Below are 18,208 nucleotides of genomic sequence, written 5' to 3'. Positions count from 1 at the left end.
TTGGCTGCAACACTTAATACAGTGGCGCGGGCAAATATCCGCTCCTCCAAGAAGAAATACATTCTCACGGGTATTGGTATCGCTATTTCATCGTTCTTCATCTCGGCGGTGCTGATGCTTACCGCATCGCTTCAGGCCACGATGGATGCGACCATCGGCGATGTCTACGCTAACTCCGAGAACATGGTAGTCTCTGCGGGTGTCATGGACCAGGATAATCAGAACTCAACCGCTAAGTTCGCGATGTCCAATGACACGGTTAAGAAGATTCAGGAATCTCCTGAGGTTAGCTCATCCTGGATTCTATACACTTTTTCCGGCACCTACGGAGCCGATAAGGAGAAGGTAGCATACGGTTCTGCGCCACCGTCAAAGGACCTTTCGCCCTTTGATATTGAGGGGAATCTCCCGTCCACAGACACCGAACTCCTGGTCGCTAAGAGTTTCGCCGAGAAACACAACCTGAAAATTGGCGATAAGGTGACCATGCCCAATATCGTCGCCTCAGCCACCGATAAGGATAACGCGAAAGACACCGAGTACACCCTCACGGCTACCTTTAACACCGGTATCTCAGATTCACAGATGAGCGACAATGTTTTTATTGGCGGCACCGGTCTTGCGGATACCGCGCGTCAGCTCGCCGAGGAAGAGGGCGGGATCGTCTCAGACCCCGCTAAACCCATGGCACCTCAGGCATTCATTAAGCTCAAGAACAATACCCAGGACTCGCGTGACGCCCTGTAGAAAGAGCTGAACACCGGTGATAAAAACACCACCCCTAAGGTGCTCTCTAACACTCAGATGATAGATCACCTAAAGAAACAGTTCTCAACGCTCTTCAACTCGCTGAATACCATTCTTATCGCCTTCGCAATTCTGGCTCTGTTGGTTTCTTCGTTCGTCATTTCGAACACCTTCGCGGTGCTGGTGGGGCAGCGTGTACGCGAACTCGCCCTGCTGCGTACTCTAGGTGCCCGCGGTGGTTCGCTGGTACGGATGCTCCTCATAGAATCACTGATAATTGGGGTCTTCTTCTCGGTCATCGGTTCAGGACTGGTATACGCGGTCGGTGGCATTCTAAACGCGATGTTCAGCTCGTTCATCGTCAATTTCTCCCCCACGGCGTTTATTGCAGGCGTACTCATGTGCACCGCTGTGACTGTACTCGCTTCACTTATACCGGCACGCACCGCACTGAGTATTTCCCCTATTAGTGCCATGAGCGCAAGCACAAGCCAGGCGGTCAAGAAACCTAGCGTTCTAGGGGGAATCTTCGGTATTCTCTCCGCTCTTGCAGGCGTTATTATCGCTATCGCGGCTATAGGGAATAAAGACGGCGGATCCGCTATCTCTTCCGTGCTGCTGGCATGCCTCTTCCTCGGCATAGCAGTCTTTCTTCTCACCCCGTGGGTTCTCATCCCTCTGGTTCGTTTTTTCGGCGTAGCTCTGCGCGGGCAAACGGATAAACTGGCGTTAGCAAATTCCTTGCGCTCACCCAAACGCACGGTGTCCACTGGGCGAGCCGTGCTGGTAGGAACCTTGGTTATTTCCGCTGTTCTCACCAGCCACTCGGTGATGAGCGCCTCCATTGCCCAAGAGATTGATAGGATATCGCCGATTTCGGCATACGCTCCTTTCGGTGAATCTACCGCAACTAACGGCAGCGCAAGCGTGACAAAGGCTCACGAAGTTGCTGATAAGATCAGGGGCACGAAGAATGTTGAGGCTGTCAGTGTCGGCTCGGCTGCGGGCATTATCGAATACACAGCAAAGTCCGATAACGCAGACTCCGCCAATCTCAAAGACAATGTAATCGCACTTAGCAACGATGATCTACACAAGGTAGCAACCGGAGAATCAGGTACCAATTTAAAGAATGATGAGGTACTTGTTCCCCAGGATATTTGGGATCTGGGTAAGTTCGATAACAGCACTCGTCTTAAGGTCAGCGGCCCTCTTGGCGAGATTGAGCTCAAACCCGTCAAAGCAAACACTAAGGAACCATTCTTCGTGGTATCACCGGAAACCGGTGCCCAGGTTCAGAATGCATCTGATCCGCAGGCAGCTAGTAATCAGGCATTGCCGGACAATCCCGCCGCCCAAGAAGCGCTCATGAAAGCAGCTCAAGAAAACCCTGCTTTGGCGCCTAGTTTCGCTGCACGCGGTACAGCAACCATGGTTCTGGTGCGGGCAAGCACTCCACTGTCATCAAGCGATAATACCGAGCTTCAAGGGGAGCTTGCCAAGGCAAACAACGGAACTGACTTTCAAGGTGGTCTTCAGATTCGCAAGAATAATGACCAAATGCTGACTATTATGCTCAGTGGCGCCTTGATCCTGCTGGCACTGGCTATTGTGATCGCCATTATCGGTGTGGCGAATACTATGACCCTATCGGTGAACGAACGTCGCAGGGAGAATGCGATGCTCCGCTCGCTGGGCCTGTCCCGCAAACAGCTGCGGCGTATGGTTTCGACCGAGGCTGTCATGATTACTCTCGGCGCGTTGGCGATGGGTATCGTTTCGGGTGTGGGTATAGGCCTTGTACTTTCTCAAGTACTGGTACACGCTACTCGCGAGTCCATGGCGATGGCAGTAGTTCTACCTGTCAGCGGTCTGGTTCTCGTGCTCATCGTGGGTATCATCGCTGCGTTTGCAGCGTCGGCTATCCCAGCTTTCCGGTCAGCGCGACAGTCCCCGGTGGAGGGGCTGAGTTCCCACTAATCAGGTAGGCTAGATCCTGCAACAGGTAAGGGCTCCCGGTGTTTTAGATAATACCGGGAGCCCTTACTACCAAAAGTATCCCGGAACCTCTTTGGAAGTTCCGGGATATTCTGTACTTTATAGTGTGATTCTATGCCTCTTTTGGCGCTTCGTATCGCGGGAAAACCGGGGTCGGTGCAGGAAGCTCCTTCCCAGCTGTCAGGTTCTTAGGGAGCGCAGCGAAAAGGCGTCCCTCCCCTTCTGCTACCCCCAGCAGGTCAAGAAGTTTCTCCATCGAATTGGGCATCACCGGCTGCATCAGAATGGCAACCTGACGGACCACCTCAAGAGTCACGTAGAGTACGGTATTCATACGCTCAAACTCGCCGTTCTTGCGCAGAGTCCACGGTTCCTGTTCCGCAAAGTAAGCATTCGTATCGGCAAGCACAGTCCAGATGCGCTCTAGGGCACGGTGGAACGCCTGCTCATCATAGTCCGCGCGAACCGGCTCATACAGGGCGGCAGCATCAGCCAAAATCTTACGATCAGCCTCGGTGAACTCGCCGGGAGTAGGCACCCTACCGTCACAGTTCTTCGCCACCATCGACAGTGAACGCTGCGCCAAATTCCCCAGGTTATTCGCCAAATCAGAATTAATACGGTTGATAATAGATTCTTCGGAGTATGAGCCGTCTTGTCCGAAAGAGACCTCGCGCATCAGGAAGAATCGGACCTGATCCAGCCCGAACGCTGCCACAAGATCCGCGGGGTCCACCACGTTGCCCACCGACTTCGACATTTTCTCGCCATTGACCAGAAGGAACCCATGCCCAAAAACACGTTTGGGCAGCTCAAGACCGGCAGACCAGAGGAAGGCAGGCCAATAGATAGAGTGGAATCGAGTAATATCCTTACCGATCAGGTGCAGATCAGCGGGCCAATATTTCGTGAACAGTTCCCCGTCCGTATTGGGGTAGCCAAGCCCGGTCAGGTAGTTAGTCAACGCATCCACCCACACGTACATGACATGTTTATCGTTGCCAGGCACAGGAACGCCCCAGTCGAAGGTGGTACGCGAAATCGAAAGGTCATTCAAACCACCTTTGACGAATGAGATCAGCTCATTACGGCGCGATTCAGGGAAAACATACCCTTCGTTCTTATAGAGTTCCAGAAGTTTATCGGCATACTTTGAGAGACGGAAGAAATAAGACTCTTCCTCAGTCCATTCGACTTCCGTTCCGGTAGAAATGGCGTAGCGCTGCCCGTCGCGTTCTTCGGTCTCATCCTCGGCGTAATAGGCTTCATCGCGCACGGAGTACCATCCGGCATATTTATCGAGGTAGATATCCCCGTTCTCTTCCATACGCTTCCAGATAGCTTGAGATGCCTCATAATGGTCCGGATCCGTAGTGCGAATAAAGCGATCGTAACTAATGCCGAGAGCGTCATTCATCGCCTTGAAACGGGCGGAGTTCTCATCGGCGAGTTCTTTGGCGGTTTTCCCCTGTTTCTCAGCGGTGGTCTGCATCTTCTGCCCGTGTTCGTCGGTGCCCGTCATAAAGCGCACGTCAAAACCGTCGAGTCGCTTGAAACGTGCCAGTACATCGGCGGCAATGGTCTCATAGGCATGACCGATGTGGGGGTTTCCGTTGGGGTAAGAAATCGCAGTCGTGATGTAGAAGGGGGTAGCACTCATAATTATTAATCTTACCGCAGTTTTTCAGCATAGATGCGGCGAAACAGTAATGCGACAAGCCGCCGTCATGTACCCGCGCACAACCCCAGCTGCAGTAGCAGATCCCCTCGCACATGTTGCACGCTACACCCCGTGACGGTGCTCAGCACGCAGAATGTGCGAAGGGGTCGCCTGTGTTTACAGCAGCGCGCCGAGCCCGCTAGCCGCATGACCACTCATAGAAGACCTGCGAGAAGTCACGGGCTGCCAACCGGTCCGGGGCAATCAGCCAGTTCGCTGTACCAACATCGCCCCAGAGCACCGTGTTCCCATACGAATCCATCGTTAACAGGTTCACGGTACGCCTGCGAATATCAGAGTTTTCAGGGTATTCGCGGCGTGGATCGCCCTGCATGAAGTGCGGTACCCCACCAAGCCTTGAGTAGTCCCCTGAACCAGTAAAATCCTCAATATCTTCCACATCATATACATCAAAGTCATCAAGACTCGTAATAGCCTGTTCCGGGTATGCCTGGTTCCATTTCTCAACCAGCGGGTGATTTATCGAATCGTTCGGGGCAAATATTTCGCGCCCAAGCGTCGTAAATTCGAGTGCACACTCATGTTTGATAGGCCACCAGAATTCCCGCTCATGATCCTCACAAGTCGCTACTGCATCCGGGTTCGCTTCACCCAGCTGAGGATAGTAGATCACACGGTGGTTCTCTTCCTTATCTATCCCCCACCCTGCGTTTGTGCTCACCCAGAACTGCACCATGCCGGTGGGTGGATAAATGGGATTCTCCGGCAGTTCAGTACAGTTGATTTGCGCAATCATACCCATCGGCACCCCGTCTGAATCGGTGGGTGCCTCCACGCCGATGGGAAGATACGGCACTCCCCCGAACTTCGAGACGGTCACCGGCAGCGGCTCAGCAGCCTCAGAGGGTTTAATCCCAATAGTGGGTAATGGGTTCTCGGTATAGAGCTCTTCAACAAGGGCAGCAGCTTTCTCAACAATATCACTCACGGGGAACTCTCCTTCAACGGTTCTATCTATGGTCATTGTTGGGTTGTGCAGGTGTTTCCGCCTGCGCCCTAGTTTAATGAGAGCACCTTCCCGAGCCAATACACAACCGATTTCGTCATTACCTGTTTTGTCCAGTAACAGGAACAGCACCATATAGCTCCAGCCGCTCAGGTAGGTGGTATATACGGCAGGAAAGAAATTTCAGGGCGTTACTATTAGTCGCCGTAAATATCTCAAAGGCCAAGCACACACGAAGGGGTGCCCACCATCATGATAGACACCCCCCAGAAACGCTAGTAGCTTAGTGCTTAGCGAGCCACCGAACCTTCGGTATAGTCATCGTCAACAGTGTTCCACGAGAACAGCTCACGCAGTTTACGACCGGTAGCTTCAATCGGGTGAGACTCGCCCTTAGCGCGCAGTTCCTTGAACTCGGGTGCGCCTGCGGCCTGGTCGTCCATGAAGCGCTTTGCGAAGGCGCCGTTCTGGATATCGGCGAGGACTTCCTTCATGTTCTCCTTGACCTGAGGAGAAATCACGCGAGGACCGGAGACGTAGTCACCGTACTCTGCGGTGTCGGAAATGGACCAACGCTGCTTAGCAATACCGCCCTCAATCATCAGATCCACAATGAGCTTGAGTTCGTGCAGAACCTCGAAGTATGCAATTTCAGGCTGATATCCTGCCTCGGTAAGAACCTCGAAACCGTACTGAACCAGCTGTGAAAGCGAACCGCACAGCACCGCCTGCTCACCAAAGAGGTCAGACTCGGTTTCTTCGGTGAAAGTGGTCTTAATAACACCTGCACGGGTTGCACCGAGTGCCTTAGCGTAGGACAGAGCAAGTTCCAGAGCTTTACCGGACGGATCCTTCTCAACGGCAACGAGAGCGGGCACACCACGACCTGCTTCATATTCACGACGTACGGTATGGCCGGGACCCTTCGGCGCAACCATAGCTACATCCACACCTTCGGGAACGGTGATGTACCCGAAGTGAATGTTGAAGCCATGTGCGAAGAACAGAGCATCGCCGGGCTTCAGGTTAGGTTCAATGCTCTCTTTGTAGACCTGAGCCTGTACCTGGTCCGGGGTCAGAATCATGATGAGGTCCGCTTCAGCTGCAGCTTCAGCAACGGTAGCTACGCGCAGACCTTCAGCTTCTGCCTTAGCGCGGGACTTGGAGCCCTCAGACAGGCCAACAATAACCTTGACTCCAGAATCACGCAGGTTCAGAGCGTGTGCATGTCCCTGAGAACCATAACCGATAATCGCAACGGTACGTCCCTGGACTGGGGCGAGGTCTGCATCGTCGTTGTAGAAAATGGTTGCTGCCATTTTGTCTCCTCAAAATAATAGGTTTAGCCCGAACTCAGGCTCAGGCGTTAAGTTTACTAGACGTGGCGCCGCTCATGGGCGTTCTGTGATAAATCTCAGGATGCGGGAAGTATCAAACCGCGGGCGGTGCTTCCCACATCCTGACAGGGTTTTAGCGTTAGATACGTTCACTCATGGAACGTGGACCACGAGAGAGTGCAATGGTCCCAGCACGCACGATCTCTCGCACTCCGTAAGGTTCAAGAACATCAAGCAAGGCGTTGAGCTTTTCGGGAGAACCGGTTGCCTCAATCACCACGGACTCGGTAGAGACATCAATAACCGAAGCACGGAAAAGGTCAGCGGCCTGCACAACCTGCAGGCGAGCGGCGGCATCCGCCTTGACCTTAACCATGATGTGATCACGCTGTGTTGAAGTCTCTGGGGCTAGCTCCACCACCTTAAGCACATGGATCAGCTTGTTGAGCTGCTTAGTGAGCTGTTCCAAAGTCTCAGGCTCACCATCAGCAACAATTGTGATGCGCGAAACGTCAGGAACCTCGGTGGGTCCCACCGCCAAAGACTGAATATTGAACATGCGGCGAGAGAACAAACCGGTCACGCGTGAGAGCACACCGGGTTTGTCTTCAACTAAAACGGATAGGGTGTGCAGGCTCATTAGTTTTCTCCCTCTTCTCGACCGAAATCGGGTGACGTGTTTTTAGCGATTTGGATGAGGTCGTTTGATACGCCGGCGGGCACCATCGGCCACACCATGGCATCGGGGCTCACAGTAAAGTCAATCACCACGGGACGGTCGTTGATAGCGAGCGCTTGTTTGATAACCTCGTCCACATCTTCGTCCCTCTCACAACGGAAAGTGGCGCACCCATAGGCGTCGCCAAGCTTCACAAAGTCAGGGATGCGGTCGGTTCCGTGCCCGGTGCGCAGGTGGGTGTTGGAGTATCGACCATCGTAGAAGAGTGCCTGCCACTGACGCACCATACCCAGCGAGGAGTTATTGACCACGGCAACCTTGATGGGAATGTTGTTTTGTGCGCAGGTGGCAAGTTCCTGGTTGGTCATCTGAAAACAACCGTCACCGTCAATAGCCCACACGACAGAGTCGGGGTTGGCAACTTTCACGCCCATAGCGGCGGGAACGCAGTATCCCATAGTGCCGAGTCCTGCTGAGCTGAGGAAATGCCGTGGTTTCTCTTGGCCGATGAAATGTGCGCCCCACATTTGATGCTGTCCCACGCCGGTCACGTAGAAAGCATCGGGACCGGTGAGGGCGCTCAGGCGCTCCAACACGTGCTGGGGGGATCCCAAGCCGTCGTCGGTCTTGGTGTACCCAAGGGGGTAGTCGTTCTTGATGGTATCAAGCTCAACCCACCACTCGCCCAAGTTCGGCAACTTGTTGGCGAACTCAGTGGAGAGCAGTTCGTTGAGTTCGGGGAGCACATAGCGCAAATCACCCACGATCGGCACGTCTGCGAAGCGAATCTTGGAGATTTCTGCCGGGTCTACGTCAATGTGGATGACCTTGGCTTCAGGGGCGAAAGAGTCGAGTTTACCGGTCACGCGGTCGTCAAAACGGGCCCCTAGAGTAATCAGCAGATCGGATTTCTGCATAGCGAACACGGCGGGAACGGTGCCGTGCATACCAGGCATGCCCAGGTTTTGCGGGTTGGAGTCTGGGAAAGCACCACGGGCGTTCAACGTGGTCACCACGGGAGCCCCGGTAATTTCGGCGAGCTTTGCCAGCTCCTCGGATGCACCGGAGCGGATAATACCGCCGCCAACGTACAGCACGGGACGTTTGGATTCACTGATGAGCTTGGCCGCTTCACGAATCTGCTTGGAGTGACCACGGGTTACGGGAGTATACCCACGCACCTCAACCTTGGGAGGCCAGTTGAACTCCATCATACCGACCTGCGCATCCTTGGTGATGTCCACGAGCACGGGGCCGGGGCGTCCGGTGGAGGCGATATGGAATGCGGCAGAGAGTGCACGCGGAATATCCTGCGGATCAGAAATCATGAAGGAGTGCTTGGTAATCGGCATGGTCATACCCACCACGTCTGCTTCCTGGAAGGCGTCGGTGCCCAGAAGTTTGGTGGAAACCTGACCGGTGATGGCTACCAGCGGAACGGAGTCCATATTGGCGTCCGCGATCGCGGTGATCAGGTTTGTGGCGCCCGGTCCCGAGGTTGCAATACACACGCCGACTTTGCCGGTAGAAGTTGCATACCCTTGAGCCGCATGCCCTGCCCCCTGCTCATGACGAACGAGGATGTGGTTAATTTTGGACGAATCCATCAGGGGGTCGTAGGTGGGCAGAATTGCGCCGCCTGGCAGACCGAAGACATCGGTAACACCCAAAAGTTCGAGTGTACGAATAATCGCTTGCGAGCCGGTCATGCGTTCGGCAGCAGGGGCTTTTTCTTCAGCCTGCCCACTACCCGCGGAGTTAATCGAAAATCCCGTGGTCATAATAATGATGCCTCGTTTGTATTGTTTTCTAGTTCTCGACAGATGCGCGTGAAGCCCGCCTGTTCGGGTATCTTACACACTGTTTCGCTCGCTGTAGGCTCCGGTCGGGTGCCTTTAGCTATAAAAATACCCTTCGCTATGGTGTTGCGAAGGGCGCACATTCTATTCACAGAAAATCTACCTTGTGAAGCACCCTAGGCGACGACGACAAGGCTAAGAATTCGCTGTGTCTTGCGTGTTTGCACCTTTATATAGTCTCGCTCTTGATGACATGAGTCAAATTTCCACGCCGTTTTTATGAGAGTTTCTCTAATTTCTTCGCATTGCGTGTACTTTCGATATATTTTCGAGCGCTTACTCAACGCTTTGGATACCGTGCTGGGCTCCCTGCGCTCGAGATAGCTGGAAAGTATTCAGTGCGGCGCAGGCAAGAGTCTCGTATCCTAGACTCTCACGGTAATCTGCAAGCTCCAGGAATCCCCCAGGTAAATATGTGACGTGATACAGTGACGTAGAACGCCTTCGCCGGTAAGATGAGTACATGACCAACTCGCAAAACCTGGCTGCTTCACCCTCCCCTACACCGGAGCAGTCTAACCAACCACAGAGCGCCGAGGCTCTTACGGGAGAACAGCTCATCAAGGTGCTCCATCCTGCATTCGATGAGCAGATTATTAACTATGGGGCCTACGACTTGGTCTACGCTACCGGAAGCGCCATCTACCGTAACCCCGATATCGACCAACACCAAGAACCTATGCAGGAGCATTTTTTGGTGGGCTACCAAGAGGTTCCTGACGAGGTTATTATCGCCCCTATCCGCATGCCAGATGTTACGCCTGCTGGCACCGCATCCACCATTGATAACACAAATGCGCTGCACGCATACCGGGTAGGTGAACATTCGGTGGCTATTGAATCGGTGAACGGCAGCTCTTTCCTGCTTATTTTTGAGGATGCGCCTGAGATTACCACCATTCACGGAACCGGCGTTCTCAATCAAAGTCATGATGTCTCTGCCTTCCGCGAGTTTGTAACCTCACGCTGGCCTGTTCTCTAGGCTCTTAAGCGGCCTGTACAATACAGGACTGTCTCGGATAATGCATATACACTAATAGCCGGACTATATAAAAAGCAAACCCCGTCACAGATAGTGACGGGGTTTATTCTGTGCGCCCTCTGGGACTCGAACCCAGAACCCATTGATTAAGAGTCAATTGCTCTGCCAATTGAGCTAAAGGCGCTTAGGTAACAAATATTGCAGCTTCGCAACGGCAACAGATAAATACTATACGAGCATCAAGCACGTTTTGCAACTTACGAATACGGCTGTAGTCAGCGATTTTGGCGAACATCAACATTCAGCATCACGACTGCAAATCACCATGGTATACAACAAAACCCCGCCATAACCGACGGGGTTTATTTTGTGCGCCCCCTGGGACTCGAACCCAGAACCCATTGATTAAGAGTCAATTGCTCTGCCAATTGAGCTAGAGGCGCTTACTTGGGGTGATGTATCGCATTCATACGACAACAGATAAATACTATACGGATAATTAATATTTCACGCAAGTTACATATAAGTGACGCTTCACACAAACTCTCATTTCTTGCTGTCGCTCATGCTCTCGATGGCACCGCAGCACCTCATCTCATGGCACACCCTCACAAAAAATACCCCAGAGATCCTATAAACCCCGTACACTAAAGAGAACGTTTACGGCAACACATGCATTACCGAGAACCTCTACTTTTAAGGAGAAACCATGAGCACCCGACTAGAACCAGGCACAAAAGCCCCAAGTTTTACCCTGGAAGATTATACTGGTCAGCAATATTCCCTAGCGGATTACGCAGGGCATAAGGTCATTCTCTACTTCTATCCCAAGGCATCAACACCCGGATGCACTAAAGAAGCCTGCGATTTTCGAGATAACCTTGCCTCTTTGAAGTCGCTCGGATACGTTGTCTTAGGCGTTTCTCCCGATAAGCCCGCAGCTTTAGAGAAGTTCACCGCCAAAGAGTCTCTCACCTTCCCCCTTCTCTCCGATGCCGATCACGCCGTTGCGCTTGCCTACGGTGCATGGGGCGAAAAGAAAAACTATGGCAAAGTCTACGAGGGACTTATCCGATCTACATTCGTCATCAATGAGCAGGGCATCATAGAGCTGGCGCAATATAACGTACGCGCCACCGGCCATGTTGCTAAGCTACGCCGTGACCTTGGCATTGACCCCAAATAGTCGGATTTTTCCGTTTGTATAGTCTTATATCCTCGTGTAGACTTTCCTAGGTAGCTTTGCTCACCGCGCGCGAGTGGTGAAATTGGCAGACACGCAGGATTTAGGTTCCTGTGCCTTACGGCGTGGGGGTTCAAGTCCCCCCTCGCGCACCAATCTTGGGTCCGCAACGTCTTCTTATCGAAGAAGTTGCGGGCTTTTTGTTATATACCGCACAGCAGAGTACCCTGGCGCTATATCCCTAAGCCTATAATTCGCTGTGAGTCGTGCCTAAAACCCTCTTTGAGTATCGCGACATTAAATCGTGACGTTGTATTCTAAAAGAATAGTGTTTTCGCCCAGACATAAACGTCTTATCAACCACGCATTACCTATCACGGTTCAGTAATCACCATGAAAGGGCTTGTCCGTGAATCATCTCTCCCCAACCGATGCCCCCGGTATCAGCTACAGCGGCATCAGCCGTCGCACTGCGCTGCGGTTAGGGTCTCTTCTGGCAGCGGGTTATACTTTGACGGCCTGCGGTGATTCGGCACCCGACAACGGTTCAGGAGAGACCCGCAGAATCTTTAGATTTGCTCAAGGCGCGGCACCTTACTCTCTTGATCCCGCCTTTGACCCGGTCTCTCCGACGTACCGTGTAACAGCACAGATTCTTGAAACTCTCGTGAGTGCCGACCACTACACAGGTACTCCACAAGAGGCGCTCGCCTCCTCGTGGACGATTAGCCCAGATGGTCTGACCTATACGTTTACGCTCCGGGAAGGGGTCTCATTTAGCGATGGCACTCCCCTTACGGCAGAAGCCGTACTGCGTAATGTACAGCGGTGGCAGGCGTTAGCAACATCCCCAGAAACGGCAGCACGCTGCGTTCCCTTTCAGCCGCTCTACGGCTGGGGGTTTGGTAACATTGTGCACTCCAACTCGCCACACGCAGGTAAAGCATCACAGGAGACAAGCTCTTCACCGTCTGCCGCCGCAGCCGCAACGCAAACTCCTTCGGCTCAGGAAGACACAGATACACCCAAGGCCGATACACCAAAGACTGATGAACACACCGAGCAGATACCTTTACGTTATGCTCCCCTAGTTTCCGATGTGCGCGTCACCGACTCCAAACTTGTGTTTACGCTTGTACGTCCTTCACAAGCGTTCTTGCGGATTCTGACCCAACCGGCTTTCGGCATCGTTTCACCCGAGGCACTTACCGAGAACCACCGTATCAAAGAGATGCCCATCGGCACTGGGCCCTTTAAAATCTCAACGCCCGCTTCGCAAAATACCGATATCGTTCTCATACGCAACGATAAATTTGTGAGTATCAAGCAGGAAAAGATTGAACTCGACGAAATACATTTCTCGACTCTCAATTCTTCCGACAAACGTTACTATGCTCTCGTAGACAATAAAGTTGATGCCTGCGATCAAGTAAGCGGCAATGACTTAGGACCTCTGGGGCGTGAAGGGTTCCTATACCCGCTGCGTGATCCCTTCTCGCTTCTTTATCTGGGGTTCAACCTTGCGCATCCGGTTCTTAAAGATATTTCGGTGCGCCGAGCTATCGCGCGAGCTGTCGATCGCGGTGCCCTCATCCGATATTACCTTTCTGGAACTTCTGAAGCACTGCACCTCATGCCTAGGCTTTTTCGTACCTCGGATGACTCTCTGGAACGTCTGTATAGGCGAGATGTTGACCAAGCAAAATCGTTGCTCGCGGCCTCAGGTTACACAGGCGAAACTATCGAATGCTACTACCCTATTGATGTTTCGCTTCCGTGGATTATGTCACCCCAAAAAGTCTATTCTGAGATGATCGGAGCTCTTCTCGATATTGGACTCAATATTAAACCTATCCCGCTGAACTGGTCCGATTATCATACCCGCGCTACGGAAATAAATACTACTCGCGGCATTCTCCTCGGTGGTTTCTACGGAACCTATCGTGATCCTTACGCTTTTCTTGGGCCGATTCTTGCACCTCTTCTGGTGGCGCAGTGGATCGATGCTATGGGATTAAACCCCGTATCGCACGATACCCCCGAGGCGAAGGCGCATCCCGCCGATTCTCCGACTCCATCACCCTCAGCAAGCGCTGCCCCGAAGGACAGTTCCGAGGCCGAGGTCTCCCCTACCCCGTCTCCCAGCATTACGCCTGCAAAAGTGGAACCAGCGCCTACGCTAGAACAGATTATGAGTAAGATCCGCGAAGCCGACAGCGCCACTTCTTTAGACGAACAACGTGAAAAATATCGTTCCGTTAACCAGGATTTAGCGGCATTTATGCCTGCGGTTCCGCTTTTGAACGTTACGTCTAACATAGGCATTAATCGACGTATTATTGGTTACGAAACCGAACAAAGCGCTATCGAGCTCTTTGCTAAAGTGCGAATTTCCTAAGGTTTCCGTTGTGGAATTTAATGTATTTTGCAGAATTTCCCTACCCTTTTGTGAACTACATTACTGATTCTGGGTTTTTCTCGGCGGAATGTGTACCTGCAGACCCTCAGGGAGTACGCTAGAGTCATATAACTGTCATATGACCATGCCCAAAGCTGGGCACCGAACCCCTGGGAGTATCAGTGGTAGCACGTACTGAACAGACCGATGTCGTCCTTGTGGGCGGCGGTATTATGAGCGCAACGCTTGGTATTTTTTTGAAGGAACTGGAGCCCACTTGGAATATTATTCTTCTGGAACGCCTTGATAAGCCCGCACAGGAGTCCTCGAACCCGTGGAATAACGCTGGCACCGGTCACTCTGCACTGTGCGAGTTGAATTACGCCCCCGCTGGCCCCGAGGGAAAAGTAAGCGCCGATAAAGCCTTAGGTATTAATGAGCAGTTCCAGATTTCACGTCAGTTCTGGGCTTCCCTTGTGAATGAAGGTATTCTGCCCAATAACGATTTCATTCGTCCTGTACCCCATATGTCCCTTGTATTCGGCGAAGATCATTCCAAGTACCTTGCGGCACGTTACGATTCTTTCCGCCAGCAGAAGCTCTTCGAGCGAATGCAGTTCTCCAAGGAACGCGACCAGATCGCTCAGTGGGCACCCTTGACGGTCAAGGGCCGCTCCGAGGGAGAACCGGTCGCAGCTACCTGGGCTCCGGAAGGTACCGACGTTGATTTTGGTGCGCTTACCTCCGGCATGATCGACTATCTGCAATCTCAGGGAGTCGAAGTACGCTACGGCTACGAGGTTAAGAACCTTGACCGTGAATCTGACGGTACGTGGACTGTGTCTGCTATTAACCGCATCAATACCAAAGAACCCCTGAAAATCCATACTAAATTTGTTTTCCTTGGTGCTGGGGGCGGTGCCTTGCATCTACTCCAAAAGTCGGGAATTGAGGAAGGCAAGGGGTACGGCGGCTTCCCGGTTTCGGGTCTGTTCCTGCGCAATACCAATGAAATTACCGCCGCTAAGCATAATGCAAAGGTGTATGGTCAGGCATCCGTAGGCGCTCCTCCGATGTCTGTTCCGCACCTGGATACTCGGTATGTTAACGGCAAACGCTCTCTGCTTTTTGGACCTTATGCTGGGTTCAAGACTAATTTCCTGAAGCAGGGGTCTCTCCTTGACCTGCCTCTCTCACTTCGTCTGCACAATATTTATCCCATGACTCGTGCGGGTCTCGATAACCTGTCGCTCGTCAAATATCTGCTCACCGAGTTGGTTAAGGATAAGAATGCGCGTCTGGAGTCCCTGCACCGCTACTACCCTGAGGCTGACGGCGACGAGTGGGAACTCATTGAAGCGGGTCAGCGTGTGCAAATTATGAAGAAGGATTCGAAGAAGGGCGGAATTTTGCAATTCGGCACCGAGGTTGTTTCTTCGGCCGATGGTTCTATCGCTGCCCTGCTTGGCGCATCACCGGGGGCTTCAACCGCAGCACCCATTATGCTGAACCTACTCAAGAGGTGCTTTCCCTCTCAGTTTGCGGGTTGGGAGTCGCGCATCCGTGCTCTGGTTCCGGGGTATGGGGTTAAACTCAACGATAATCCGGATCTCGCTGACGAAATTATGGCTCACACTGCACATACATTAGATATCGCCAACTAAGATACACTTGAGGTGCTGACTCGAAAACCTTAATCCTGTTCCCTGCCATACACAGGTTTTTGGATGGAGGTTTTCGCTGTTAAGTAATAGTAAAACTCTTCAGTGGAGAGAACTCATACGTGCCGCGCTCTATCGTTCCTCCTCATGAGAAAAACTATTTCCTGTATTATTGCCACAAGTACTTGGTACTCCTAAGCGCCGCAAGCAAACACCAAGACAAGGAACGCTCCTATGGCACGACGCCGCAAAAAATCACTTCCTCATTCAGAATATGTAAAAATACGCGAATTTCCTCAGGGCAGTATCGCCTATATTTTTCGACGCGCGGGTTTTTCCTTTGGAGCGCACGGGGGAACAGATCTAGCCGCAGCGCTCACCTATTTCACGGTGCTCTCTGCATTTCCTGCTCTGCTCGCGATCCTGTCACTCCTGGGAATTTTTGGGCAGGGAGAAGACAGCGCCAAGGTAATCTTAGAGTTCCTCCAAGAGCGTGCCCCTCAGCAAATGTACTCGATTCTGGAAGGACCTATTCATCAGCTAACCAATGGACAAGGCGCCGGGTTTGCATTAATCATTGGTATTCTCAGTGCGCTCTGGTCTGCCTCCGGATATGTAGGGTCTTTCGGGCGTGCGCTCAATAACGTATACGGAGTACGCGAAGGACGACCCGGGTGGTTCCTCAAACCCTATAACGCACTCATCACTACCGGGGTTATAGTGCTTGTGGTTCTCATGATGCTGATGTTCCTCTTGGGAGCATCAGTTCTCGACTGGGTTGCGCCCTATATGCCTGGAGTAGATATAGAACTCATCAAGGTTCTGTGGCTCAATGGACGTTGGGTTTTAATTCTCATTCTTGCGGTATTTCTCATTGCGATGCTCTACACTGCAACACCCAATGTGCGGCGTCTTAAAATTCGGTGGACCTCGCCGGGAGCCGTTATCGCCTTGTTTGGCATGGGATTAGGCGGATTAGGCTTTACCGTCTACACCAATAATTTCAGCAAATATAACGCTACCTACGGACTTATCGGTGGTGTCATCGTCATGCTGGTGTTCCTCTGGATCATGAACAATATGCTGGTCTTTGGCGCTCATGTCGATGCTGAATTTGAACGGATGCGCCAAATTGTGGCGGGTGAGGATATCGACGGAAAACTACGTGTAGAGCCCCGCGAAACCCGAGCCATTACCAAGTACCAGGAAAAATTAGAGGCCCTAAGCTCAAGTGCCCAAGAGATCCAAGACCTTGCAAGCGGTCAGCAGACGCTGCCCAAACCGCCCGAGCCCTCAATCCTCGAACGGGTGCAGACTGCCGTTTCTACCAACACTGAGATGCTTCGACAGGCTGTTTCCGATACCCGTGCAGGGGAGACAGAGGCACAATCCTCTGAGGATTCTAGGGACGTGAAGGAGGAGGCTTCGCAGTCCTCTCAAAAACATACCCGCGATTCCATGCCACACAGCGATAATCCTCAAAACGGCAGCTCCAAGCGTCAAGACTCTTCGCGAGACACGCTTTTTTAAGTGCAGCATGAGCGGCACATACACTACCGGATAGACCTGTGGTAGTTGGCGGAAATATACCGCACCCACCACGATTGTGATTGTCATAAACGTGATTTTTCGCCCCACACGTCATATATATTTTCGTCTACACAATCAGCGCGCGCAGGTGCAAAAATATACATATGTGTGAGACTCCCATACCGCCTTTTGAATATACCCGCTACACACCTGCAGACGCGGAAAAAGGTACAACTCCCGTTCTGTTTCTACACGGCTTTGCAACCCGTAGCGACCAGCTCTGGGGCGGTACCGGCTGGATTCGCCAGTACATTCGGGCGGGTATACCCGTGCTAACCGTCGATTTACCTTTTCACGGGCGAAAATACCTCAAAGACTCCAACTTTACAGTACATGCCAAACTCCCGGTGGGAACAATCGAAGAACACGGTATTTTTCCGGTCGTCCAGACCACAGTGTCAGAAGATGGTTCACCGCAGAACGGCATGGCTCTTTTCGCTGATACGCTTTCTGCTCTCCTTGACGAACTTGCTATCCAGCAAGTACATGGTGTGGGTTTTTCCTTCGGATCTAGGGTAGGGTGGGAGCTCGCTCTGAGGCACCCATCTCGCGTTGCATCGCTTATTCTGGGCGGTATGCCCCTGCACAATCACCTCGAAGCCCTGCGCTCTATGCTTTCTGCCTCGTGTGCTGATGATGCCATTACCCAAGATCCTGCGACAGAAGAAGCCTTTACCAGCATTATTGAATCCTCACCTTTGCGCACCGATGCTCTTCTTGATTTTGTGCATATACCCTTCGGCGAGTTCTTCTCACTGCCGTCTGTGCTTGCAGACTCTACGCGCATTCCCGTTATTCACGCTGCTAACCCGCCTTTCCCGTACCCTCGTGTTCCTCTGCTGATCGCAATCGGTTCCGAAGACTCCATCGCTGCCGACGGGCGTAGGCTATATCCCCTGCTCCAGAGGGTACATCCGTATCTAAAATTTCTTGATATTCCGGGGCGGGATCATGTGAGCGCCCTGACCTCAGGCGTTTTTAGGCGCAACGCTTTAGCCTTTGCGCGCGATTCTCAGGGAAGTGACCGGCAAGCAGTATAAACTTTCTGCGCACCAACACGCTTAGCTTATAGCTATTCATATGTACA

The 18,208-nt window shown here is 52.4% G+C and carries 11 protein-coding genes, 3 tRNA genes and 1 pseudogene; 8 read left to right on the top strand and 7 right to left on the bottom strand.

The window, feature by feature from the left end; all coding sequences use genetic code 11:
• Positions 1 to 2,727, top strand: a pseudogene (locus tag HMPREF2981_RS07675) (FtsX-like permease family protein).
• A gap of 130 nt (positions 2,728 to 2,857) precedes the next feature.
• Here HMPREF2981_RS07675 and metG read toward each other — a convergent pair.
• The 5 genes from metG to HMPREF2981_RS07650 form a co-directional block, all read right to left on the bottom strand.
• Positions 2,858 to 4,405, bottom strand: coding sequence for a methionine--tRNA ligase (metG, locus tag HMPREF2981_RS07670; RefSeq protein WP_070662089.1), 1,548 nt, complete (start codon positions 4,403 to 4,405; stop codon positions 2,858 to 2,860).
• A gap of 199 nt (positions 4,406 to 4,604) precedes the next feature.
• Positions 4,605 to 5,414, bottom strand: coding sequence for a YwqG family protein (locus HMPREF2981_RS07665; RefSeq protein ID WP_246825389.1), 810 nt, complete (start codon positions 5,412 to 5,414; stop codon positions 4,605 to 4,607).
• Between the two features lie 308 nt (positions 5,415 to 5,722).
• Positions 5,723 to 6,751 carry a ketol-acid reductoisomerase gene (gene ilvC, locus HMPREF2981_RS07660; RefSeq protein ID WP_070662083.1) on the bottom strand — a complete coding sequence of 343 codons (1,029 nt, stop codon included), beginning with the start codon at positions 6,749 to 6,751 and terminating at the stop codon, positions 5,723 to 5,725.
• Between the two features lie 157 nt (positions 6,752 to 6,908).
• Positions 6,909 to 7,409 carry an acetolactate synthase small subunit gene (gene ilvN, locus HMPREF2981_RS07655; protein WP_004004952.1) on the bottom strand — a complete coding sequence of 167 codons (501 nt, stop codon included), beginning with the start codon at positions 7,407 to 7,409 and terminating at the stop codon, positions 6,909 to 6,911.
• Positions 7,409 to 9,229 (bottom strand): acetolactate synthase large subunit, encoded by a 1,821-nt coding sequence (locus HMPREF2981_RS07650; protein ID WP_013399304.1) that lies wholly within the window; start codon positions 9,227 to 9,229, stop codon positions 7,409 to 7,411. The genes ilvN and HMPREF2981_RS07650 overlap by 1 nt, the downstream gene beginning before the upstream one ends.
• Positions 9,230 to 9,770: 541 nt before the next feature.
• On the opposite strand from HMPREF2981_RS07650, the gene HMPREF2981_RS07645 reads away from it, so the two are divergent.
• The gene (locus HMPREF2981_RS07645; protein WP_048779015.1) at positions 9,771 to 10,289 is read left to right on the top strand and encodes a hypothetical protein; all 519 of its coding nucleotides are present in this window, start codon (positions 9,771 to 9,773) and stop codon (positions 10,287 to 10,289) included.
• A 111-nt stretch (positions 10,290 to 10,400) separates the two neighbouring features.
• Here the strand turns inward: HMPREF2981_RS07645 and HMPREF2981_RS07640 are convergent.
• A tRNA-Lys gene (locus HMPREF2981_RS07640) sits at positions 10,401 to 10,473 on the bottom strand.
• 186 nt (positions 10,474 to 10,659) lie between these two features.
• Positions 10,660 to 10,732: transfer RNA gene (locus HMPREF2981_RS07635), tRNA-Lys, on the bottom strand.
• A gap of 266 nt (positions 10,733 to 10,998) precedes the next feature.
• Here HMPREF2981_RS07635 and bcp point away from each other — a divergent pair.
• The 6 genes from bcp to HMPREF2981_RS07605 all read left to right on the top strand — a co-directional run bounded on the left by bcp (position 10,999) and on the right by HMPREF2981_RS07605 (position 18,161).
• Positions 10,999 to 11,475 (top strand): thioredoxin-dependent thiol peroxidase, encoded by a 477-nt coding sequence (gene bcp, locus HMPREF2981_RS07630; protein WP_070524208.1) that lies wholly within the window; start codon positions 10,999 to 11,001, stop codon positions 11,473 to 11,475.
• Between the two features lie 67 nt (positions 11,476 to 11,542).
• A tRNA-Leu gene (locus HMPREF2981_RS07625) sits at positions 11,543 to 11,627 on the top strand.
• A 254-nt stretch (positions 11,628 to 11,881) separates the two neighbouring features.
• A complete protein-coding gene (locus HMPREF2981_RS07620; protein ID WP_070662081.1) occupies positions 11,882 to 13,870 on the top strand; it encodes an ABC transporter substrate-binding protein in 1,989 nt (662 codons plus the stop codon).
• Between the two features lie 182 nt (positions 13,871 to 14,052).
• Positions 14,053 to 15,534 carry a malate:quinone oxidoreductase gene (locus HMPREF2981_RS07615; RefSeq protein ID WP_070662078.1) on the top strand — a complete coding sequence of 494 codons (1,482 nt, stop codon included), beginning with the start codon at positions 14,053 to 14,055 and terminating at the stop codon, positions 15,532 to 15,534.
• A 231-nt stretch (positions 15,535 to 15,765) separates the two neighbouring features.
• Complete coding sequence (locus HMPREF2981_RS07610) at positions 15,766 to 17,061, top strand: YihY/virulence factor BrkB family protein (RefSeq protein ID WP_070662076.1); 1,296 nt, start codon at positions 15,766 to 15,768, stop codon at positions 17,059 to 17,061.
• Positions 17,062 to 17,225: 164 nt separating this feature from the next.
• Positions 17,226 to 18,161: an alpha/beta fold hydrolase gene (locus tag HMPREF2981_RS07605; RefSeq protein WP_070662074.1), complete on the top strand. Its 936-nt coding sequence runs from the start codon at positions 17,226 to 17,228 to the stop codon at positions 18,159 to 18,161.
• The last annotated feature ends 47 nt before the right edge of the window (positions 18,162 to 18,208 follow it).

Origin of the sequence: Rothia sp. HMSC069C01, from assembly GCF_001814655.1 — a bacterium.
Classification (GTDB): domain Bacteria; phylum Actinomycetota; class Actinomycetes; order Actinomycetales; family Micrococcaceae; genus Rothia; species Rothia dentocariosa.
Note: the sequence above shows the minus strand (reverse complement) of the source record. Positions and strands in the feature narration are given on the sequence as shown.